This is a genomic window from Pseudoalteromonas sp. KAN5 (assembly GCF_022846535.1).
Taxonomy (GTDB): Bacteria; Pseudomonadota; Gammaproteobacteria; order Enterobacterales; family Alteromonadaceae; genus Pseudoalteromonas; species Pseudoalteromonas haloplanktis.
Map to the genome: position 1 here is coordinate 3,325,312 of NZ_AP025589.1, position 22,924 is coordinate 3,348,235.

Genomic DNA, 22,924 nt, shown 5'->3' on the forward strand with positions numbered 1-22,924 from the left:
CAAAAAAGAGCCAGATGTTAGCGGTTTATTTAGTAAATAGCAATTATTATCGTTTATAAATATTGTGAATTCTCGATTGTGTGCGGTTATTACTGTGCAGAATGAAAGTAAGCGTAGGTGAGAATGCACCCAGCAAACACGCTGGGTGACTGAATAAGCCTAAAAATAATAGCCTATATTGATATTAAAGCGACGTTCTGTTTCATCGCTATCGCCTGCGACAGAGCCGCCAACAAAAGCTTGGTTTCGAGCATGCACTAAATCAAAGTAGGTAAATAAGCCACCTGCAGCAACGGATACGCCGGTCACATTCATCCAAGTATCTGCGGTATCATCAGACTTGTTATAAACAGCGCTGTAATCATTGTAAAATTGCAGATTGCTCACAGGCCCCCATTCTACCGGTAAACTATACGCGACATTCAAACTGCTGGTGGTTGCATCGGCTGCAATTGAGTCATAAAACGCATAGGCGCCTACCGCGATGCGGTTGGTGTCATCAATGTTGTAATCATATTCTCCATGCTGTAGCTGAATATTCCAGTTATTAATATTGCTATTTACATGCAATGCCCATGCATTGTAACTTCCGGCACGCTCTTGGCCGTCATGTAAGCCCCCAGCTAAGCCAGATACACCCACTTCGGTGATCATGCCTTCACCGTGTTCAAAGTAATAAGCGTAGCGCCCTGTAAAGGTATTGTACTCACCAAGCTCTCTGGTTGGTGTAGCATAAATACCTTCGTCGGCGGTGCGGCTGCCGACAATATCGTACGAATAGCGGTGGCTACGATCTTCTACGTAACCATCAATCCCACCGAGTTCATCGTTTTTGAAAAACCCTAAGTCTAATTGCCAGTTATCAGCCACTTTGCGTTTAAACATTATCCCTAAATCATGGTCATCTTCGAGGCCAAGGTAGTAGTTTGCGCTAAAAAAGTAGTTATGCGAATTATATGGATCGTTACCAAATGGGACTTTTGTTATACCTACCTGCATTTGCCAATCATCAGTAAATTGATACCCTGCCCAAGCTGATTTTATCGCGGTCATGTAATCAAAAAAGCGAATTTCGCCGCCTATCAACACGCCGCCGATATCACCAGAAACATTTAAACGGAAGATATCAAAATCAAAATCGCCACCGCGATTTTTATTACCGTCATCGTAAGAAGTATGGCTGTAGTTGGTACGAATCGCGCCACCAAACTTTACCCCAGATAACGCTGTTTCAGTATTATCCTGCGCTTGCTTTGCAATGATCTCGTTTTGCTGCTCAAGCTGTTGGTTAATTTTTGTTTGTTTGGCTTTTTCAGCGGCTAACTGCTGTTGTAGTTGCTGCATTTGTTGTTGCAGTTGATTTAGTTGGGCTTGCATAGCTTCAATGTTCGAAGAAGCGTATGAGGCGCTAGTTGTAACGCCTAGCATAGTTGCGACAGCAAACTGAGATAGTTTGAGCATGATATATCGCTAATCTAGAAATGGATATAGATAGGATAGACTAATTGTACCTCAAACCCAAGTTGGTCATTTATAAACTATGCTTAAATGTATATTTAATATATTTATTCTGTTATTTTTCCTTCAGCAGCTCGGGTAAGCAGACCCACTTCTAATAATGGTGCCGCGTCGATACTTTGTGCATCCATCATAGTTGCAATGCGCTGCATTGATGAAAGTAACTGGCTTTGTTCCCACTCTTCTAAAGCACTAAATTGTTCGATAAAGTGCTCTTGCAAAGGTTGTGGCGCTGCTAGCAATATAGACTTACCACTTTGTGTTAAATACAGACTGACTCGACGCTTATCTAATTGGCTACGCACACGAGTCACTAAATCCCGGTTCTCTAAGCGGTCTAAAATATTGGTAACAGTTGCGGGGCTTAAATTAACATTTTGCGCGATGCGACTAGCGGTAATACCGTCTGTTTGAGCGACTTCTGTCATAATTAGTAGCTGTGGACCGGTCAGACCTGACGTTTTATTTAACTGCTTAGAGTGCAGATCGATCGCGCGGATCACTTTACGTAAAGAAACCAATAACTCGTCATATTTTTTCATTTTTATCTCATTAGCAGCAGGTTTGCAGTTTAGGTGTGATCGCAACTAATAAATATTACACATCTAATAAATAGAGTTCAAATTAATGAAGAGGATTAATACTGTAATACTGGCTTTACAGAGTGGTTTATATTATTTGAGTTGAAATCAATTTTCTCTAAAACATCGTTGTTAAATTACACGTTATTATCAGATATTTTGCTAATAAGAAGCGACAGAGTGAAAAATTATAGAATTTGACACAAAAACTCACTAAATAATATTTACTAACAGGCCGAGTATTGGGTAAGGTGGGTTAGGCTTTTCATTTTTATGGGACGTATTATGAAGTTATCTCCATCTGTAAGCATAGAACAAACAGACACAGGCTTAGAGTATATTAATGTTGCAAGTGAGTTTTGTAGCGCGAAAATTTTCCTACAGGGCGCGCAGCTCACTGAATTTACACCAACTGACAAAAAACCTTTAATCTGGGTATCAAGCGAAGAAGATTACCAAGAAGGCAAAAGTGTACGTGGTGGTATTCCCATTTGCTGGCCATGGTTTGGGGTTAATGCAAATCCAGATTGGCCAATTCATGGTGTCGCGCGCACAAGCCTATGGCGTGCGAATGAAGTATCTGAGCAAGATGATGAAATACGTGTCAGTTTAACTCTGCCGATGGCTCAAGTGGATGAGACTTATTGGCCGCATAAATCAACGCTTAAAGTGGAATTTATACTAACAACTAAGCTTGAAGTGCGTTTAACAACAACAAATCTAAGCGATCAAACGATTACGTTTACGCAAGCACTGCACACCTACTTCCCAACACCAGCAATTACTGAAACTCAGGTTGATGGACTACAAGGCTCAAAATATATTGAATTTGCTGAGGGCCCATTTGAACAAAATGAACTGGTTGGTTTTGCTCGTGAAACAGACATGGTTTATACCCAAGCTGCTGCGACACAGCGTATCATTACCCCTGATGGTATTATTGAAGTAGGCCGCGAAAATTCAACATCGTGCGTACTATGGAACCCATGGATTGATAAATCAAAACGTTTATCTAATTTTGCTGATGACGAATACCACACGATGTTGTGTTTAGAAGCCGCAAATGTAATGGATGACAGTGCTGTTGTAGCCCCAGGTGCAAGCCATACTTTAGCGACGACCATTCGTTGGGTTTAATACATAGGTTATAGTGGTATTATAAATTGAGCCAACGCCTTACTACGTTGGCTTTTAAGGAATTAAAGTGTTCGAAAACCACCAATTAGACGCCTTGCCTCAACATCAAAAAATTATTTTTAAGCCGCTTGCAGAAAAGGCGTTATTACACGCTCAGCTAAGTTGGCTATTGTTTTATATTCCATTAATGGCTGCCTTAGCGGTGGTTTGCTTTTTTAACCACGCTTTTGCTGCTATTGCGCAAACACCGTTACTCATTGCTTTACCAAGCATTTTGGTTATCTCCTTACTGTATAATATCGTAAGTATACGATTGAAAGGAATTGCTATGCGCGAGCATGATATTGCGTATCGTAAAGGGGTTATCTGGCAACAAGTGACTGTTTTACCGCTGGCACGGATACAACATACTGAAATTCATCGTGGGCCCCTAGAGCGAAAATTGGGCTTGGCGAGCTTGCGATTATACAGCGCGGGTGGCATGAGTGCAGACCTTAATATCAGTGGCTTAAGCCATGACGATTGCAAAGACATTCGTCAATTTATTCAAAAGTACACCGAAGCGAGGCAAACATCTGTCCATAGTTCAGCGCCGCTTAGTGATAATAATGAGTTAGTCGGATGAATAACTTAGTGTGGCAGCGTGTATCGCCCTGGGCGCTTGGTTATTTTGTATTACATTTTGCGTTTCGATTTGTAAAAGACGGTATTTTTAATTTACTGCCAATTTTGGTGGTGTTTGTTACCCAAGTGCAAAACAAGCTGTTTTGGGGGCAGGTAGCTGTCGCAATAGCGGTTGTTGCGTTATTGGTTTATTCGTTTGCCTATTACGTTAACTTCCGTTTTTGTATTTCTGATGAGCATGAGATCTTGCTCAATAAAGGGGTGTTTAAAAAAGAGCGCTTAACGCTTAACTTTTTAAGGGTGCAAAACGTTAATATTACAGAGCCGTTTTATTTTAAACCACTTGGCTTAGTTAATTGTATTTTTGATGCCGCAGGTAGTGTGGGTCAAGAGGCTGTACTACCAGGGGTGACAACTCAATATGCTGAACAAATACGCGAGCAGGTGCTGGCTTTTAAAGAAACGCAGCAAGCAGATGAGTTGCAACCACGTAATGAAGATACACGGCCAAATGCTATGGAACATCACTTAGCGCTAACGAATAAAGAAGTTGCGAAGTTTGGCTTGATGTCGAACATGGCGATTTTAGCGCTGGCTGCGCTTGCGCCATTTATGAATGTGATGCTGGATTTTCTAGAAGAAGTCGTGATCAACCGCCTTGAATCTTTTTATCAGCAAGAAGTTGGCATGTTGGTGGATGCAGCGGCGTTAGCTGTTTTTTCGCTACTTGTGGTGATCGTTGTGATTGCGGTTTTGTTATCGATATTGATGTCGTTAATTCGCTTTTACAATTATCAGTTGTACTTTCAGGGAGGAAAATTTAAACGCATTGCAGGGTTGTTAGAACGTCATCAACTGTCGGTCAGTTTTGAAAAAGTGCAATCGATTGTGATTAAGCAAAACTTAATTGCGCGATTATTAAAGCGTTATACCGTGCAATGTTTCCAAGCTTCTAGCGGTGGCTTTGCGGGCGCTAAGAGTAAACAAAGTTTAGTAATGCCCGTGCTTGATGTTGAGCAAGTTAACCAGGTGTGTCAGTGGTTGTATCCATGGCTTGATTTTAAGGCCCTTAATTTTAAAAGGGTTGAAAGAGCATTATTAATTAAAAATATGTTCGTATACGCCTTAATTCCTAGCTTACTCTTTGCTGGGCTGTGCATGATGAGCGACACGCTAACACCTGCTTATGGAGTATTAAGCTTTTTGCTGTTAAGCGTTTTAGTGTATTTATCATATAGTCGTTATGGTTATTACTTTTACCAACATGAAGGCCGCTTTTATGGAGTATTTCGCAGCGGTATGATTGGCGTACAATATAGAGTCTTTGAGTTATATAAAGCACAAAGCACACACAGTACGAGTACTTTCTTGATGCGTAAAGCGAAGTTGAAGAGCTTGTCTATACAACTTGCAGCAGGCATAGTGTCCTTGCCTTACCTCACGACAGAACGAGCTGATGAGATTATCAACTTTACTTTGTACCAAGCTGAATCAGATCTACGAAGTTGGATGTAAAAAATATGCAATTGCAAATAATTATCAATTGCATTGATCTATTTTAAATTCACTTTATACTTAATCTCATCTTATCTCATTCAATGCGGGGTTATGATGGCATTAGTACTTTGTTTAATCGCCTTTTGTTGTGTATTGCTATTAATGTGTAACATACGTAGCCAGAAAAAAAAATTCACAGTCTTGTATACGTTGTGGGGTGTTTGTTATTGGTAGTTTGATTACCCTTGCTATGTATAGTGCGGGCCTTGGCGTGTTACGTACTATATTGGTATTTGTCGTTTCAATATTCATAGTGAGTTTGTTGATCACTTTAGTACAGCCGTTGGATCTTGACTAGCAAATCAGTTGCACACGCTTTCTTACATTTTTATGCTCTCTTTTTATGCTTATTTATGACCATAATAGTTATAAATAAAATATCAGGGAACATGATGAAAAAAACACTACTGACTTTATCGTTATTCTTAGCCTCCCATGTGCAAGCGGCACCACAATGGCAAACCATCCATACAGAGCATTTTAATATTCATTACAGCGAAGAGAATGCTGATTGGGCACGCTCAGCTGCAAATGAGTTAGAAATAGTGCGCGCTAAGGTGCTCGAGCAACAAAATCGTGCGTTGGATGAAACAGTTGATGTGGTCGTGTTTGATCCGCTCAATGCAGCGAATGGCTTTGCTTTACCTGTGTCTAATAAACCCTTGATGGCACTTTTTACTACACCACCGCAATCAGATACGGTAATTTCTAATAGTAGTGGTTGGCAGCAGTTACTTGTTTTACATGAGTACATTCATTTAGTGCACTTGGCACAACCAACACGCAGTCAATGGCGTCAAAAACTGCGTAATATTTGGGATCTTTATGATATTAGCTACAGCGATATGCCGCGCTGGGTAGCCGAAGGTTACGCAACGTTACTCGAATCAAAAATGACAGGTCGTGGGCGCTTATTCGATAACTACAGTGAAGCAATTTTAACTGAGTTTGCTCAGCAAGGGGCTCTGCCCAGCTATAGCCAGTTAAATAGCACTGATGGTGGTTATTTAGCTGGCTCTATGGCTTATCTAATGGGCTCACGCTTTTTAGATTGGTTAGAGAAAAACAGCTCAACACAAACTCTTGATGCAGTTTGGACCCGCATGCAAGGTGTAAAGCAGCGTGATTTTGATGAGGCTTTTACAGGTGTATTTGGTGACTCTGCAAGTAAGCTATATAGACGTTTTATTGCCGAATATACCTATCAAGCAATGAATAAAGAGCAAAGTGAGCAGTCACTTACTAGTGAGTTGTGGCTCAAATTAGATTTATATGCCAGCAACCCAACATTATCACCTAATAATCAACAGCTTGCAGTTGTGGAACGTGATAAAGAGGGGAAAACACAGTTATCCTTGTATAGCACAGAAGATAACCTCGAGGCGGCTGAAGAGTTTCAAAAAGCACAGCAAGAGTTACTTGCAGACGATCCTAAAGATATAGCCGATAAGCCGCCAGTGATATTTAAACGTAAGCAAAAGCAGCTACTTAATCAGATCAATCGCGCAGGTTTGCAAAACCCTCAGTGGCTAAATGACGAGGTGCTATATTTTTCGGCTTATAGTCGAGTCGATCACCTTGAGCTGCAACGATTATCTGACATATTTAGCTGGCATACAAAAACTGGTGAAGTAAAACAGCTTACCGAGTTAGCAGGATTGAGGCGTTTTACTATTGCTGAAAACGGACAAGTACTTTACGCCGAACAAGTTAAGGGCGGTTACTCGGAGTTAGTGCGAGTTGACTTACAGACAGGACAAAGTCAGCCATTATTTGAAAAGAGTTTAGCAACGGTTTACGACTACCCTGTACTTAACCCAAATCAGCAGCAACTCGCGTTCCTCAAAACGGAGTTTAACCACAATTGGCAGTTGTATATACAAGGTTTGCAAGGGCAAAAAGCCTTGGCTGTGCCTATGCCAAAGGGTTATCAGTATTTATCCCAACCGAGTTGGAGTGAAGATGGTAAGCAGCTCTATTTTGTCGCGGGACTTACTGGTTCTACAGATATTTATCGTTATGATTTAACTTCTCAGCGTTTATTTAAACTAACTCAAGGACAGCAAGCAGTCGCTAATCCGTTACCATTGACAGAGCAAGAGTTGCTGTATTTCTCAATCAGTAGTGATGGCCCCGATATTATGAAGCTACAGCTAAGTGATAGTGAAGAAGTAACAGAGTTTGCAACGACGAGCATTGCACCACTATTACTCGTTAATGAGCACACTTTGCCAAAAGCTAAAGTCTATCAACAGCCTATCGGGGAGCAAATGAGTTATGATTTATGGCAGCAAAAAGCCACGTTTGCGCTAGGTGAGCAATATCACTCTGCTGCTGCGGCTTTACTTTCAGCCAGTGTTAAAGGCAGCGATCTGCTCAAGCAGCTTGATTGGCAACTCGGCTATAGCATTGACTTACATGACACAGCCTTAAAAGGCATTTATGCTCAGGCGCGTTACAGTGCGCTCGCGGTGAAGCTCGATAGTCAGTTATTTTCTTATGACTTGGATGCTAGCAAGCAGTATCAACAAAGCCTATTCGCAGAACAATCAGTACAAGGTGGTTACTTTGCTGCAAGTTTACCGCTGCGTTTTGGTGAATTTAAAGTACAACCAGAGTTGGCTTATAATTACTCTGAAATAGATGATGTAATTTATGACCAAAAGCAAAGTTCACAATGGCTTAGAGTCGCTGTTAAGCAATCGTGGAGTTATGACATACAAGATTTTGCAATTGGCCAGGCGGTTAATGCACGCTGGTACAGTGGTGACAATGAGATACAAAACTGGCAGGGCTATGATCTTGCTGCACAGCTGTTCGGCAAAATATTCGATATTCCTTTATACGCCAATTTCAGCCAACAATATCGAGATGACAGTGAGCTGGCATTGGGTGGGTTTAGCTCGTCTTTATTATCAAAAAACACTCGCAGTGACTATGTTTTTGCACCAGAACTCCCTTTTTATAGCGCGCTCGGTAATCGCTACCAAGGCTATGGAGGGGGGATTAGTTGGGAAGAAGGCATGCCATGGCTTTATTACCAACAACATCAAGTTGATCAACACGTGTATGGCCAAAGTTACGGTATTAAGTGGCAAGGTCCGTTTAGTTTTGGCCTTGGTCCTGCAGGGTTAAATGATCTGCAGTTTGACTTTGGCTTGGTCAAAGTTGAAGGTGATAGTTTTGCCGATGAGCTCAGAGGCTGGCTCGGGTTTTATTATTCGCTGTAAATGTTAATAGAGGCCAGCTTTGCAGCGTAAACATTGCGTTGCTGCTGGTCTTTTTCAAGTTTTATTGCTTGTTTTAATAGTTTGTGAGCATCATTTAAATTACCTTGTTGATAACGAACTTTGGCAAGCGCGACATAAGGTTCAGCTAAATAAGGTGCTTTTTCTATCGCGTCAGTGATGTGCTTTTTAGCACTCATTAATCGACCTCTTAATGCTTCGTTTTCACCCAGCGCAATTAATTCGAAAGGATCTTTTTCTTGTGCGCTTAATAATGAGTCAAGTTGTGCAACTAATATTTCATTCCCAATATCCTCAGCAAGAACTTTATAATTACTCAATAAGTTTAAACTTTGCAGTTGTTGATCGAGTGCCTTTTGATAGATTTGTTGGCTGGTTGTTAAGTCGTTAACACGTCGGTGTAGTATGGCTGCAAGATTAAATAATTCAGGGTTGCTTGGAGTGTATTGATGCGCTTTTAATAGCAAGCTATAGACTAAGTCGTAATCTTGCTTTAGCAAGGCATCAGCTGCTAGATTGCTGTAATACTTAGCAACGAGATCCTCATAACTGGCAGTTCCGACATAAAAACTACCCTGTGAAGGAAAATAATCAATAAGCACGCCTGGTCTAATGAAGTTGATATGACCCTTTTTCTCAATTAAAGGGCGGTATAACTTAGTGCGAAAGTGATTAGCCACAAAGACTAGATTACTTTCTTTACCATAGACCGGTTCACTCGTCATTTCTTGAAAACTAGTCTCAAGGTTAATTAAGTTGGCGTAAGCTTGCGTTAATATCGCTAGGCTTATGCAGTTACCATGGGCTGATTCAATCGTTTGTTGTGCTGTAAGGGTATCACCGTGATAACTAAAATGATTTAAGCTACGCTCAATGTAGTTATAAACAATAATATCGTCGGTTAAATCATTTTGGCGCTGTTTTTCTACATAGGCTAGAAATGTTTGTACTTCATTATTAGCAAGTTGAAAAATAACTTGCTCAGTTGAAACAGGGCGTAACTTAAAAAGCGAGTGATTGAGCAAACTCGTAAGTGATGGAGCTGTGGGAGGGGGCGATTCCGTACTTTTACAAGCCGTTAATAAACATATTAAAAGTAATAAATAGTAGAATTTCATAGTTACCTCAGCGTTTCAATCAAAGTACGCTGAGGTGATTATTTAATCAAGCATTTAATTCGTTTGTTGCGCGCCTGTGCTTACGGTTTTTTTGAGACTGTTTTTTACGATTACGGCGACTCAGCCATAAGTAAAATCCCGTGCCAGCAAGCCATACTGGGCTTAGCCCAATGACGCACCATAAGATTTTACTGAGTAAACCTGCAAAGTAGCCAAAGTGGAGTTTTCTAAAACTATCAATTACTTGCCAACCAATGCCCACTTCGCGAATATCCCAGTTTGCCATATGTTCACCGGTTTGTTTGTTATAACTAACTGTGTTGGCGTATTCGCTTGCCAGCGGGTTACGGCTATCCACTTCGCCGAATAGCGTGATATTTTCATCAGGTTCAAGTGGCATTACTAAAAATGTGCCGTTAAAAGTGGGGATCTGCTTTTTGCTATCATCAAGAATAGCTTGAAAATTAATGTTCTCGCTGTATAAGTTATTAGTGAGTATAAAATGCTCTTCTTCAGCGTGCTCCACGACTTCGTGGTACCACACAGCCCAATTGAAGTAACCACCAGTGATCGCCAATATCAAAATAATCGGTGAACCCAGTACGCCGGTCATTTTATGTATATCACTGAGTACAATTTGCAGCGTTGCACGCCAGCGCACTGAAAATAAACGCTGCCAGAATTTACGATAAATAATTAAACCGGTTACACCGAGTACGAATAAAAATATTGCAAAGAAGAAACCCAAAACAGTACCCGTTTGCCCTGGTAAAGACTTTAAATCATTGAGTAAAAAGGTGTAATGCAGCTCTAAAAACCAATCGGTAAAGTAGTGGCTGGTACCAACGGGTTGCGACAAAACCTCTCCAGTATATTGATTTAAATGAAACTTATACCAAGAGTCAGTACCGCGTTTTACTAAATAAACGCGATCGGCGGTGTTATCATTAAAAATCTCCCAACTACCTACGACATAATCCGGAAATGTGTTTTCTGCCACTGCGATCAGGTTATCAATAGGCTGTCGCTCTAAGGAATTGTTAACAACAAAGTGGCTATCAGGCATCAGCAGGCCATCAATTTCACTTTTAAATACTAATACACTACCAGTAATACTGATCACGATGAGTGGCACTAAAGCGCAAAGGGCAATCCAGCTGTGTATTTTAAAAAGTGTTTTTCTCATGGGCCAACTAGCTATTAACGTAAATTTACTGGCATGATAACAATTCTCAGTGTTATTTCAATTTTAGACGGCAATTTAACCGTCGCTTTTTAGCCGACATAAAAGCATTTCAACTTGGCAACTGTAAGCTTATCTTGCCGCGTTGTACCTGAACTAATTTTGTACTGTTGGTTGCTTGTTTACGTTAGATCTTTACAATGCCGCCCCTTGTATAAAGCACGTAAAAACAGTGCTTTACAATAATTTTCTGTTTTATTCATACATTGCTAACTTATTAATCAATTACTAACGAACGAGGTTTACTTTGGCGCATTACCTGCCTATTTTATCGTCATTTATTTTGGTGTTTAGTTTTTTACCGCTACTCAATAAAATTAGAAAAAACCGCAGTGTATCAGGGTTGTCACTATTGATGATGAGCTTTGGTGTGGCGCAAAGTATTTACTTCATTACTTATAATTTGTATTTTTCGCGCTTTTACATGGTATTACCATTTGTGGTGACGGGGTGTTTGAGTGGATTAATTTTGTATTATTTTGCGCGTTATAACGCAAAGCGTGAAGAGCGAGTGCAACTAGCAGCTATGCTTGGCTTCTCCCTATTACCATTCTTACTGCTGCTCAACCCAGCTCTTGAGGTTGCAACAGTACTTACGTGGCTTACTTTTGTAGGGTTAATTATGAGTTCAGTAAGAGTGATGCCACAAACCTATAAAACATTGCGCAGTGGTGATATTAGTAACCTAAGTGCCCGTTATTTCAGCTTGCAGTTTATTGCTGGTGTTTGTGGCTTATTTGCAGAGCTTGCAATGGCAGCGCCTAGTACTTCGCATATTTTAACGTTTGTAATGATCTTACTCACCAATGCCGCTCAACTTGGTTGTATTCAATATTATAAATTACGCCCTGCTATGATTTAATTTACCTGAATAAAAAACATTCAATTTAAAAGTTACTGGTTTTATGGCAAATTACTCTATCAAAACAAAAAGGATAGAGTATGAACTGGAATCAGCTCGGCTATTTATGCCGATTATTTTTGCCATCAAGTAACCTTACATCAGCGCAAAAAGCTCAATTAAGCAGTGCTAGGCATTTACGTATTTATAAGTGTGGGCAGCCAGACAGTTCACTTGCTACGCAATTATCGGCACATATTATAAATAGTAGTACGGAGCATGAGCAGCAAAAGCTGGCCCTATGCTACGAGCAATTACCCAGTACAATTGACTATCGCGGCTTTGAATACAAAAATAAGGTAAGTTACTTGGCGGTTGTTTTTGCCATTTTTATCGCGATTAATGTTATTTATCAGCTTTACGTAATACCAACCTTTGTAGTTGTATTTAATGACTATCAGGTGCAGCTGAATAGCTCATTTAGTTACGTAACGCAGTTTTGGTACGTATTTGTATTATTACTAGGATGCCTTTTTATAACCACTTGGCTCAGTGCTATACGTTTAAGCCAAATAAGTAATTTACTTAAAGCTGATAACTCCCCCAGTATATTTGATTTTATAATTCCACAAAAAATTAAGCGCCAGCATATTGCCCTTATAGCAATACTTGAGTTTCCAATTAAAGGCTTGAAAGAAAATTCGGATATTCCCGAGCTTGATCACTTACACAGTTGCCAACTACACGGCTTAGATATAAGTAAAGAGTTTGCCTTTTTAGTAAAACAAAAAGCGTTAGAGTTAAAGCAAGATGCCAACGCGCACCTTAATAAACTTATCAGTGTTCTAACTATTGTGATGGTTCTTGTTATCGCACTATTTTTAAAAGACGCTTACCAGCCTATTTTTGCACTTGGAGAAATATTATGAGATACAAGGGATTTACCCTCATAGAGCTGATGGTGGTTATAGCTATAATAGGTATTCTAGCCTCTGTAGCATTGCCGCAATATAGTAAATACATTCAACGTAGTGAGCTTGTAGAGCCACTAGCCATGGCGGCAACCATTCGCGAAGATGTCGCTGCATTTTATTTAGAGCAAGGGCGGTTTCCTGTTAATAATGAACAAGCGGGCGTACCGAACGCTGAGCTTTTGATTGGTAATAGAGTCACAAGCATTACTGTTGAAAGTGGTGCTATTCATATTAACCTTGGTAACAAGGCATCAACCCCATTACAAAAAACAATATTGTCATTTCGTCCAGCGGTTGTGACCGGCAGTCCAACGAGCCCGATCACTTGGTTGTGCGGGTATGATCAGCCAGTAACAGGTATGCAGGCGGTGGGTGAAAACAAAACTAATGTACCCAAAGAACTTTTGCCGTCATCATGTATTAACCGATCTTTTTAGAATTAAAGGACAGCAATGCAACTAACTATCCACCAAATAGATGCGTTTACTAACGAGTTATTTAAAGGTAATTATGCGGCGGTAATCGATTTAGACACTTGGCTTGACGATGAGCTGATGCTTAAAATCGGCGCGGAAAATAATGTCTCAGAAACAGCGTTTACTTGTCGACAAGCCGATGGCAGTTATGCCATTCGTTGGTTTTCACCGTTAATGGAAATTGACTTTTGTGGGCACGCCACTTTAGCGGCTGCTTTTGTATTGTGTGAACAGCATGATTTATCGCAAATTCGTTTTCAGGCAGCTGCAGTAGGCGAGTTAATCATTAATAAAAATAATGATGGCAGCTTTGCTATGACCTTTCCAAAGCAAGCACCGATTGAGGCTGAAAATATACCCGTTGAACTATTAAACGGCTTGTCTATACAACCATGTAAGGTGTTGAAAAGTAAACAGGCTTACTTTGCAGTTTATAAAAGCGAGCAAGATATAATTAATCTTAAAACGGATTCTAAATTACTTAAAACCTTATTCCCACTGGATGTAGTGGCTACAGCGCCGGGCACAGAGTACGACTTTATCTCGCGTTACTTTTGGCCTGCCAGTGGCGGCGATGAAGATTTTGTAACAGGCTCTATCCATACTGGCCTTGCACCTTATTGGGCGCACGTGCTGGGTAAAACCTCGCTTAACGCTTACCAAGCTTCTAGCCGCGGTGGGAATATTTACTGTGAAGTCGCTGATAATACGGTAACGTTAACAGGTCATGCGGTACGCTATATGCAAGGTACACTTTATTTGTAATGTGTTTAAAGATACCGCGGCGGGTTTTAAATACTTGGCTTTGTAGTCAATAACCAGTGTGTCATCGCAAAAAATTAAAGTAAGCGTGTTGTTTCTGTAACAGTTGCTTACAAATGTCACCTTAATGTTTCATCTAGCTCTGGTATTATGGCTCAAGTAGAAAATTAAGGGGTAGTAATTATGCGAACAACGATATTGAAGTGGGCGCTTCCATTTGTTGCGCTAAGCTTAGGGGTTGCTGGTTTTGTAGGGATCAACGCGATTGCCCAAGAGCCAGAAAAAAAGAAGTAGTTGATACACGGCCGGTGGTGAGAGTTGAACCCGTTGCAGCAAATAACCATCAAGTCGTTATAAATAGCTACGGCGAAGTTAAGCCACTGGAGAGCACTCGGTTATCAGCACAGGTGTCAGGTGAAGTTGTCAGCTGGCACCCTAATTTTGTTGCTGGTGGTATTGTTGCTCGTGGTGAGATCTTATTCACAATAGAAAAAGATAACTACCAAGCGGCTTTATTACAAGCGCAAGCTGAACTAGCTCAAGCTCAAGCGCAATTAATTGAAGAACAAGCACAAGCTAAAGTAGCTGAAGATGAAGCTAAGCGCTTTCCAGATAAAGAACGCACCGCACTTTTTTTACGTAAACCACAAGTGCTTAGTGCCGAGGCGTCAGTTAAGTCAGCGCAAGCTAGATTAAAACGCGCGCAACGTGACCTAGATAACTGCGAAGTAACAGCCCCTTATGATGCACTTGTTGTGAGTCGTGAAATTGGTGTGGGCCAATATATCAATATGGGCACACAAGTGGCTGAGTTAAACAATATTGAAACTGCAGAAATTATTATCCCTATCGCTGGTTTTGACAGTGTATTTTTACCAGAACGTGTAAAAGGTATAAAAGCAACTGTTATGAAAACAGGACTGCATGGTTTTAGCCGCGAAGCTAAAATCGACCGTGATTTAGGTGTGGTAGATAACGCAACCCGCATGAGCAGTTTAGTGGTGCGTATCGATGACCCATATGGCCTAATAAACAAGCAACATGCGATTAAGTACGGTACCTATGTGCAAGTAAATTTTGCTGGTGCTATGTTGGAGAATATCTACCGTTTACCGCAAGAGTTAGTCAATAATCAAACTGTGTGGATTGTTAACGCAGAGCAACAGTTAGAGCCTCGTAAAGTAAAAGTGATCCGTGAGGAAGGGGAATATTTTTACATTAGCGATGGTTTAGAAGCGAATGATCAACTCGTACTTACCTTACCTGAGTATCCGCAAAAGGGCATGGCAGTAAAAGTCGCTGGTGTTCAGGATGTTAAAAAAGTGGATGCACTAGATAGTGCCGCCACTGAAAAACTATAAAAGGTAGATTACGTTATGACTAACACTGAACTGCCTAATAATGAAAAACAAAGCGGCCTGATCGCTTATTTTGCTAATAACTCCGTCGCGGCAAATTTAATGATGGTTTTCATTATTGCGATGGGGATCATTAGCTTTTTAACCATTCAAAGGCAGATGTTCCCGAACATTGAAATTAATTACATTACTATAAATGCCAATTACCCAGGGGCATCGCCGCAAGAAATGGAAGAAAGTATCTTAATTAAGATTGAAGAATCTTTAAAAGATATTACTGAAATTAAAAAAGGCACCTATCGGGCATTTCGAAATGGTGGCAGCGCGCAGTTAGAAATTAATACTGATGCTGAGTTAACAGAGGTGCTGGATAAAATTAAGTTGCGAGTTGATGGTATTGCAACTTTCCCCGCGGGAATGGAACCGGTCACTATAAGTCAGATTGAGTTTCGCCAAGATGTAATTGGTATGACGCTTGTTGCCGATTTACCTCTTGATGAGCTAAAACCGATAGCTAACCGCATAGAAGATGAGCTATTGCAGCTATCAAATGTGTCATTGGTGGTTAATGATGTACCTTTAGATGAAATTGCCATTGAGATAGAGCCTGATACATTACGCCGTTATAATCTTACTTTGAGTGAAGTCGCAGCTGCAGTACGCCGCTATTCAGCAAACTTTTCTGCAGGACAACTGAAAACCGACTCAGGTGTCATATCCGTAAGGGTTGAAAACCAACTTTACTCTGGTGAAGAGTTTCGTCAAATACCAGTAAAAATTGGTGCTAATGGTGCAAAAGTATTACTGCAAGATATTGCAGTGATAAAAGATCAGTTCATTGAGGGCGAACGTTACTTTAAGTTTAATGGTGAAAACGCCGTTTACTTATCGGTCAAAGCGACAGAGGAACAAAGTATTATTCCTGTTGCGGATTCAGTAAAAGCATTTATAGATCAAAAAAATAAAGAGTTACCTCCGGGCGTACGTTTAGAGCCATTAATGGATATGACTTATTACTTGAATGCGCGTTTAGAGATGATGCTAAGTAACCTGATCCAAGGTGCTATTTTAGTGGCTATTATGCTGTCGTTGTTCTTGCGCTTTAAGCTTGCATTATGGGTAATGATTGGTCTGCCAGTGTGCTTTTTAGGTGCGATGATGATGATGCCATTGTTTGGCGTCACTATTAATATTTTGTCATTATTTGCCTTTATTATGGTGCTAGGGATTGTGGTGGATGACGCCATTGTCATTGGCGAAAGTGCTTATACGGAAATAGAGAAGAAGGGCGGTGGTGTTGTTAATGTGGTTAATGGCGCTAAAAAAGTCGCCACTCCAGCCACATTCGGTGTACTAACTACTGTGGCGGTATTTGCGCCATTTACCCTGTCTTCAGGCCCTGAGAGTGCATTCTTTTACGGTATTGCAGTGGTGGTTATGCTGTGTTTAATTTTCAGCTTAATCGAGTCAAAACTGATTTTACCAGCACACATTGCACATACTAACTTTTCGCCGATCAAACCAGATAGTTGGCGTGCGCGTTTTAATAAGCGTTTTTTTGGTTTCGTAAATGGACCTTATCGACGTTTTATCGTGCGTTGCGTTGAGTGGCGATGGGCTGTATTTTGCTCATTTATTGCTTTGCTAATTATTACCTTTGCTCTGATTGCATCAAACCAAGTGCGCACTGGTTTTATGCCTAAGATCCCGCACGATTTTCCGCAAATTAATTTAGAAATGAACGATAACGTCTCTGATATGCAAACTATCGAAGCAATACGTGAAATTGAAGCCATGGTGGTGGCGGTCGATAAAGAAACAGAGCGTGAGTACGGGCATAAGTTAGTTCGAGATGTATTAGTGTTTAACCAAGGCCGTACAGAAGCACAGTTATTAGCGCCTTTGGTTGAAGAGGATTTACGTCCTTATAATGCATTTGAGCTGTCTCGTCGCTGGCGTGAACGAATGCCAGTTATTGCCGGCGTTAAGTCGTTAACGATTTATGATGATGTGAACAGTCAAGGCGGTGGTGATGGTGAGTTTGGTTACTTACTGTATGGCTCAGACATTGACACGTTAAATGATGCAGGACGTCGTTTTATTCAACTATTACAGCAACAAGAAGGCTTGTTTGATATTAGTTCGACCATCGATCCTGCCAGTAAAGAAGTGCAAATGAGCTTAAAACCGGTTGCATATGATTTAGGCTTGGATTTAGCGTCGATTGCAAATCAAGTCGGCGCCAGTTTTTACGGTGGTGAGGCACAACGTGTTATTCGCCGTGGCGAAGAAGTACGCGTTATGGTGCGCTACCCTAAATTGACCCGTGAAGCATTTTCATCACTTAAACATGCTGTAGTTACAACACCGCAAGGCAAAGAAGTGCTGCTTGGTGATGTAGTAGAACTGACGGAAACACCTGGGATCAGCTATATTCGTCGCGAAGGTGGTTATCGTACTGTTTATGTTTATGGCAATATTGATGAAGAAGTGATTGAACCAAACGAAGTAATAAATCAAGTCAAAGACAAACTGTTACCGCAGCTTAAAGAAGAATTCCCTACTGTTAAATCGGAGCTAGGTGGCGCAATTGAAGAGCAGCAGGCACAAGCTAATCAACAGGTAATGTTCTTTTGGGGGGGATGATTTTAGTCTATATCTTATTAGCCGTACCGCTAAAAAGTTATGCGCAACCTTTGATTGTGATGTCGGTGATCCCATTTAGTTTAACTGGCGCAGTTTGGGGCCATTACTGGTTTGGCTTAGATCTGACCTTAATGTCTGGTTTTGGTATCATTGCAGCAGCGGGTGTGGTTATTAATGACTCGCTGGTAATGACTGACTTTGTTAATCAAGCGCGCCGAGAGGGGATCGCGATTAAAGATGCGGTAATAGAAGCAGGTTGTGCGCGTTTTAGGCCAATTTTACTGACCTCGATCACAACCTTTGCAGGTGTATTACCGATCATGTTTGAAACCAGCTTGCAAGCTCGATTTGTCATACCAATGGCCGTGGCACTTGGTTTTGCAGTGATGTTTGCAACGCTAATTACTTTAATTTTGGTGCCGTGTTTATACATTATCATGAGTGATATAGGTAAAATGTTTAAAGCTTTTTTTATGAGGGCTGCTCACCTATTAAACCCTAAGGCATATAGCAGTTAAATACTGAGAATTAAAAGCCAATACTTTATGTGTTGGCTTTTTTGTTTTTATAAACCTAAGTATTGGTTTTTATTCACGGTTACATTCTTTAGTTTGATCTTTGTACTGTGTCACATTATACTCACGCTGTTTTGGCAAACTAATCGAAAGGTTAGGACGCAAAGTTTCCGGTCTAAGGTTTTAGCATGCTAAAACTAGGATAGCGGGGCCGTCGCACAGGGTAATATTAACCTCGCTGTGTGTCATTAGCCCTACAACGTATTGAAAAAGTATTTCTTTTATCCAATAAATACTGGATAGTACCTATTAGATGTTCTTAAGGTGTTGCTGTGTTTATGCATACGTCATTGGCCTGTGGTAATTGGATGCCAATAGGTTGTCTAAATCATCATACCCAATTATTTGTTGGTGATATGGTGACGGTGACTTTTTATGATACGCAAGGAGAGCTAGTCGATTTATCATTTAAATATGAAATTATCACTGAGGAACAGGGCGAGCCACATAATTGGCCGCGCTATGTTGCACAGTATATTAATACCCATATACCGCTTGTTGAAGCGGGTAGAATGACAGAGCAAGGCTTGGTTGTTGCTTATCGTTCAAATCAGATTTATGCGCTTGAGGGCTGTGGTATTAACCGAGCTGAATTAACGTTTCAGTGCATTGCTAAATGCGATGACTTTCCTGCTGTGAAGCCCGCATATGATTATATCTACCCTGAAAAATGCAGTACGTATAATGCCGGCGTAAAAGTATTACAGCCGAAAACGGGCTTAATATATAAATGCAAACCTTGGCCTTTCAGTCAGTTTTGCAATGTAAAAGAAGAAAATAACCCGCTTTATGAACCAGGTGTAGGGCAAAGTTGGCACCTAGCTTGGCAGCAAGTTTCCCCTTAATGCTAGTTAGCATTTTCGGCCCACTCTTTGAGTGGGCTTTTTTATGTACTTTTGAAAATTATGGTAAACTCTCGTCATCAAAATTTTTTATTGGTTTTTCTGTGGCTTTATCAAACTTATCGTTGTCTTCTCTTTTAAATGCGCCTGTTGCACGTAAACAGCCGCACGTTTTAACAACGCACCAGCAAACACGCATAGATGATTATTATTGGATGCGTGATGACGAGCGCACAGAGCAAACTATATTGGCGCATTTAGCTGCGGAAAATGATTATTGCGAACAACAGTTAGCACCAATTAAGCCGTTGCAAACGGCTTTGTTTGACGAACTTAAAGACCGCATAGTGAAAGATGACAATACCTTTCCTGTTAAGGATGGTCAGTATTGGTATCACTCTGAGGTTCGCGGTGATGACGAGTACTCTCGTCACTACCGTAGTCGTGAAATAAACGCGACCGATAAGCAATTATTATTAGATGTAAATAGCTTGGCAGCAGGCTTTGAGTTTTATGACTTAGGCGAAGTTGCGATTAGTCCCAATGAGCAGTTGCTCGCTTACTCGCAAGATACTGATGGCCGCCGTATTTATACCGTAAAGTTTAAGACGATTGATAATGATAGGTTACTTGACGACGTATTAGAAAACACCGAAGGTCAGATTGTTTGGGCAAATGACAACAAAACAGTATTTTATGTAAAGAAAGATTTGCAAACTTTACTGGGCTATCAGGTTTATCGTCATGTGTTAGGAACTAAACAAGCACAAGATGTATTGGTTTATGAAGAGCAAGATCGTAGTTTTTTCATGGGACTTGGTAAAAGCCGTGATGAAAGCCTAATTATTATTGATTTAGCCACCACTGAAACTAATGATACTTGGGTATTAGATGCCAATCAGCCTAGCGGTGAGTTTACGCAATTAATGCCGCGTGAAGAAGGCCATGAGTTTGATATTGATAAACTCGGAGATACCTTTTATATCGTGACCAATTGGCAGGCTAAAAACTTTCGTTTAATGACTGCGAGCGCCGCAACAGTTGCTGATAAAACGCAGTGGCTTGAACACACCCCTCACAGAGCTGAAGTACTGCTTGAAGGTGTTGAATTATTTAATGATTTTTTATTGTTAACAGAGCGAGAGCAAGGACAAACCCGCTTTATTGTGATCAATAAGCAACAGCAGCGTATGACCTTAGAATTCGATGACCCCTGTTTTTATGCATCTGTGGCGATAAATCCTGAACCAAACTCTCAATCGGCACGTATCTATTATTCAAGTTTGACTACGCCAGGCTCGCTTTATGAGGTTAATCTAATAACTGCAGAGAAAACCCTGCTTAAACAACAGCAGGTGTTAGGTGAGTTTGATGTTGACAATTACGGCTCGGAGCGATTGATGATCACGGCGCGAGATGGTGTAAAAGTACCGGTGTCATTGGTTTATCGTAAAGAATTATTTAACAAAGACGGCACTAATCCGTTATTTCAATATGGTTATGGTGCGTACGGTATCACCATTGATCCGAGTTTTTCGAGTACTTCACTCAGCTTACTTGATCGTGGCTTTGTGTACGCTATAGCCCATGTTCGCGGTAGTGAAATGTTGGGGCGTCAGTGGTATGAACAAGGTAAAAAACAACATAAGCAAAATAGTTTTAATGACTTTATTGATGTGACTAAGTCACTTGTTGCGCAGGGATATGGTGCGCAAAATAAAGTGTTTGCTTCTGGCGGTAGCGCGGGAGGTTTGTTGATGGGCGCTGTTGTGAATCAAGCCCCTGAGCTTTACTTAGGTGTGGGTTGTCATGTACCATTTTTAGATGTGCTAACCACCATGCTTGATGAGTCTATTCCGCTGACCACTAATGAATATGATGAGTGGGGAAACCCGAATGATCCAGATTATTATGACGTGATTGCAAAGTATTCACCGTATGACAATATTAGCGCTCAGGCTTACCCAAATATCTTAGTTACTACGGGGCTGCATGATTCGCAAGTGCAATATTGGGAACCCATGAAATGGGTAGCTAAAATGCGTGAATATAAAACCGATGATAATATTTTAGTGTTTAAAACCGATATGGATGCAGGGCATGGTGGCGCATCGGGTCGCTTTAAAAGCTTGGCAGAAAAAGCCCTAGAAATGGCATTTTTCATTAGCTTAGCTGAATAACATGGCAGCTGTATGTGATTGAGTTGAGAGGTGTATATATGTTTGAAGTGCATGGAAGTTGGGAATACTCAATAGAGCCGCCAATCATTTATATTAAAGTCATTGGTTGCTTTAACCGAGAAGGGGTCATTGCGTTTGCTAACAGTGTACAAGCCGACTTATCAACATTACCTGCAAACTCAATTGAATATGCTGTAATTAATTTAGCGGAATTTGAATTAACCACCGCAGATAGCTTAGCGGTGGCAACCGAGTATTTTCATGGCGTTAAAGCGCGAGGCTATAAACGCGTTACCTACATACAACCAAGTATTGTAGCTCAAAGTATGTTAGAAAGTGTTTGGCTTGGTAGTGGCATGGATGTGCAATTTTGTATGAATGCTCAGCGTTACTTAGCACAGTACCCTGAGCATCAATATGTAAAAAATTGGCTATGTTAAGTACGCTCTAAAATACTCGTTAAACTATTTTTGTAGCGTCGTGATAAATTTAGCTGCACGCTGTTTTTTAAAGTAATCTTATAATCACCGCTTTCAGTTGCAGCTAACTCAGAGACGGCTCTTTGCTTTACCAGCGTTGAGCGATGAATACGGATAAATCCTGCTGGCGCTAACTGTTGTTCAAGTTTTTTAATCGTTTCACGATGTAAAACAACTTTGTCATGCTCCCAGAAATGCAACTCCACGTAGTTACCAGCACCATTGATCCAAATAATATCGTCAATTTCAATTAATCTTACCTTACCAACATCTTTAATAATTAGATGGTTACGAGCATTAGAGTTTTGGTAGTTGTGTTCCATAGTGCTAGCTAATGGGCATAGGTGGACCAACTTTTCAAAACACTGTCGAATTCTGCTCGAAGGACTTTTGGTTATTAAGAAATCGACTGCGCCAATTTCAAAAGCTAAGTTAGCTAATTGTGCATCATCAGCAATTATCACCAATTTTTTCTGCTTACTTAATTCAATGAGTTGCACTATATGGGCTGGTTCAGGTGTGTCTGTCAACTGAAAGAATATGACATTAAATTGGCTGGTGTCGATTTGACTGAGTTGATCGTAGTTTGCTGAGTGACATCCGTCAAAATGTCGATTTCCAGAAACCTGCATAGTTAGCAAGCTATTGAATTTTTTATCGTTAATGAGCGTTAACGCATTGAAATAAGCAGTAAACATCGGGCAATCCTGTTATACGTGTACAGTAGTAGACCGGAATGTACCGTTTTCTATTTATATTAGATGA

16 protein-coding genes, 2 pseudogenes and 1 riboswitch are annotated in these 22,924 nt (G+C 40.6%); of the genes and pseudogenes, 13 read left to right on the plus strand and 5 right to left on the minus strand.

Annotated features, from left to right (window positions below; translation table 11 throughout):
* Positions 1-159: 159 nt before the first annotated feature.
* Together KAN5_RS14800 and KAN5_RS14805 are read right to left on the minus strand one after the other, a co-directional pair.
* Positions 160-1,461 (minus strand): porin, encoded by a 1,302-nt coding sequence (locus tag KAN5_RS14800; protein ID WP_244390012.1) that lies wholly within the window; start codon positions 1,459-1,461, stop codon positions 160-162.
* Positions 1,462-1,565: 104 nt separating this feature from the next.
* On the minus strand, positions 1,566-2,060 hold the full coding sequence (locus tag KAN5_RS14805) for a MarR family transcriptional regulator (protein ID WP_016710302.1): 495 nt from the start codon (positions 2,058-2,060) through the stop codon (positions 1,566-1,568).
* Positions 2,061-2,384: 324 nt separating this feature from the next.
* On the opposite strand from KAN5_RS14805, the gene KAN5_RS14810 reads away from it, so the two are divergent.
* The 4 genes from KAN5_RS14810 (at position 2,385) to KAN5_RS14825 (ending at position 8,647) form a co-directional block, all read left to right on the plus strand.
* Positions 2,385-3,236 carry a D-hexose-6-phosphate mutarotase gene (locus KAN5_RS14810; RefSeq protein WP_016710303.1) on the plus strand — a complete coding sequence of 284 codons (852 nt, stop codon included), beginning with the start codon at positions 2,385-2,387 and terminating at the stop codon, positions 3,234-3,236.
* Positions 3,237-3,303: 67 nt separating this feature from the next.
* Positions 3,304-3,861, plus strand: coding sequence for a PH domain-containing protein (locus KAN5_RS14815; RefSeq protein WP_016710304.1), 558 nt, complete (start codon positions 3,304-3,306; stop codon positions 3,859-3,861).
* Entirely contained in the window at positions 3,858-5,375 is a 1,518-nt protein-coding gene (locus KAN5_RS14820; protein ID WP_244390013.1) for a PH domain-containing protein, read from the plus strand. Before KAN5_RS14815 ends, KAN5_RS14820 begins: the two co-directional genes overlap by 4 nt.
* A gap of 434 nt (positions 5,376-5,809) precedes the next feature.
* Positions 5,810-8,647, plus strand: coding sequence for a hypothetical protein (locus KAN5_RS14825; RefSeq protein WP_244390957.1), 2,838 nt, complete (start codon positions 5,810-5,812; stop codon positions 8,645-8,647).
* On the opposite strand, the gene KAN5_RS14830 is transcribed toward KAN5_RS14825, so the two are convergent.
* Together KAN5_RS14830 and KAN5_RS14835 are read right to left on the minus strand one after the other, a co-directional pair.
* Positions 8,635-9,690, minus strand: a complete 1,056-nt coding sequence (locus KAN5_RS14830; protein ID WP_347881504.1) for a hypothetical protein — start codon at positions 9,688-9,690, stop codon at positions 8,635-8,637. The genes KAN5_RS14825 and KAN5_RS14830 overlap by 13 nt on opposite strands.
* A 139-nt stretch (positions 9,691-9,829) precedes the next feature.
* A complete protein-coding gene (locus KAN5_RS14835; RefSeq protein WP_016710308.1) occupies positions 9,830-10,969 on the minus strand; it encodes a PepSY-associated TM helix domain-containing protein in 1,140 nt (379 codons plus the stop codon).
* A 304-nt stretch (positions 10,970-11,273) separates the two neighbouring features.
* Here KAN5_RS14835 and KAN5_RS14840 point away from each other — a divergent pair, with 304 nt between their 5' ends.
* The 9 genes and pseudogenes from KAN5_RS14840 (at position 11,274) to KAN5_RS14880 (ending at position 22,120) form a co-directional block, all read left to right on the plus strand.
* Entirely contained in the window at positions 11,274-11,888 is a 615-nt protein-coding gene (locus KAN5_RS14840) for a SemiSWEET family transporter (RefSeq protein ID WP_016710309.1), read from the plus strand.
* 80 nt (positions 11,889-11,968) lie between these two features.
* A complete protein-coding gene (locus KAN5_RS14845) occupies positions 11,969-12,796 on the plus strand; it encodes a hypothetical protein (protein WP_244390015.1) in 828 nt (275 codons plus the stop codon).
* Complete coding sequence (locus KAN5_RS14850; protein ID WP_016710311.1) at positions 12,793-13,278, plus strand: pilin; 486 nt, start codon at positions 12,793-12,795, stop codon at positions 13,276-13,278. Before KAN5_RS14845 ends, KAN5_RS14850 begins: the two co-directional genes overlap by 4 nt.
* Before the next feature lie 15 nt (positions 13,279-13,293).
* Positions 13,294-14,082, plus strand: a complete 789-nt coding sequence (locus tag KAN5_RS14855; protein WP_016710312.1) for a PhzF family phenazine biosynthesis protein — start codon at positions 13,294-13,296, stop codon at positions 14,080-14,082.
* 180 nt (positions 14,083-14,262) lie between these two features.
* Positions 14,263-15,440: pseudogene (locus KAN5_RS14860) on the plus strand (efflux RND transporter periplasmic adaptor subunit).
* A gap of 15 nt (positions 15,441-15,455) precedes the next feature.
* Positions 15,456-18,601 (plus strand): annotated as a pseudogene (locus KAN5_RS14865) (efflux RND transporter permease subunit).
* Between the two features lie 123 nt (positions 18,602-18,724).
* Positions 18,725-18,817, plus strand: a riboswitch (cyclic di-GMP riboswitch).
* A 119-nt stretch (positions 18,818-18,936) separates the two neighbouring features.
* Positions 18,937-19,503: a hypothetical protein gene (locus tag KAN5_RS14870; RefSeq protein WP_016710315.1), complete on the plus strand. Its 567-nt coding sequence runs from the start codon at positions 18,937-18,939 to the stop codon at positions 19,501-19,503.
* A gap of 101 nt (positions 19,504-19,604) precedes the next feature.
* Complete coding sequence (locus KAN5_RS14875) at positions 19,605-21,680, plus strand: oligopeptidase B (protein WP_029216272.1); 2,076 nt, start codon at positions 19,605-19,607, stop codon at positions 21,678-21,680.
* A 38-nt stretch (positions 21,681-21,718) separates the two neighbouring features.
* Positions 21,719-22,120: a hypothetical protein gene (locus tag KAN5_RS14880; RefSeq protein ID WP_244390016.1), complete on the plus strand. Its 402-nt coding sequence runs from the start codon at positions 21,719-21,721 to the stop codon at positions 22,118-22,120.
* On the opposite strand, the gene KAN5_RS14885 is transcribed toward KAN5_RS14880, so the two are convergent.
* Positions 22,117-22,857, minus strand: coding sequence for a LytTR family DNA-binding domain-containing protein (locus KAN5_RS14885; protein WP_244390017.1), 741 nt, complete (start codon positions 22,855-22,857; stop codon positions 22,117-22,119). The two genes, KAN5_RS14880 and KAN5_RS14885, sit on opposite strands and share 4 nt — an antisense overlap.
* Between the last annotated feature and the right edge of the window lie 67 nt (positions 22,858-22,924).

Bases quoted from the DNA above. Each gene is read 5' to 3' on its own strand.
- KAN5_RS14855 (WP_016710312.1), top strand. From the start codon at position 13,294: ATGCAACTAACTATCCACCAAATAGATGCGTTTACTAACGAGTTATTT.
- KAN5_RS14805 (WP_016710302.1), bottom strand. From the start codon at position 2,060: ATGAAAAAATATGACGAGTTATTGGTTTCTTTACGTAAAGTGATCCGC.
- KAN5_RS14820 (WP_244390013.1), top strand. From the start codon at position 3,858: ATGAATAACTTAGTGTGGCAGCGTGTATCGCCCTGGGCGCTTGGTTAT.
- KAN5_RS14810 (WP_016710303.1), top strand. From the start codon at position 2,385: ATGAAGTTATCTCCATCTGTAAGCATAGAACAAACAGACACAGGCTTA.
- KAN5_RS14850 (WP_016710311.1), top strand. From the start codon at position 12,793: ATGAGATACAAGGGATTTACCCTCATAGAGCTGATGGTGGTTATAGCT.
- KAN5_RS14800 (WP_244390012.1), bottom strand. From the start codon at position 1,461: ATGCTCAAACTATCTCAGTTTGCTGTCGCAACTATGCTAGGCGTTACA.
- KAN5_RS14845 (WP_244390015.1), top strand. From the start codon at position 11,969: ATGAACTGGAATCAGCTCGGCTATTTATGCCGATTATTTTTGCCATCA.
- KAN5_RS14880 (WP_244390016.1), top strand. From the start codon at position 21,719: ATGTTTGAAGTGCATGGAAGTTGGGAATACTCAATAGAGCCGCCAATC.
- KAN5_RS14835 (WP_016710308.1), bottom strand. From the start codon at position 10,969: ATGAGAAAAACACTTTTTAAAATACACAGCTGGATTGCCCTTTGCGCT.
- KAN5_RS14885 (WP_244390017.1), bottom strand. From the start codon at position 22,857: ATGTTTACTGCTTATTTCAATGCGTTAACGCTCATTAACGATAAAAAA.
- KAN5_RS14870 (WP_016710315.1), top strand. From the start codon at position 18,937: ATGCATACGTCATTGGCCTGTGGTAATTGGATGCCAATAGGTTGTCTA.
- KAN5_RS14825 (WP_244390957.1), top strand. From the start codon at position 5,810: ATGAAAAAAACACTACTGACTTTATCGTTATTCTTAGCCTCCCATGTG.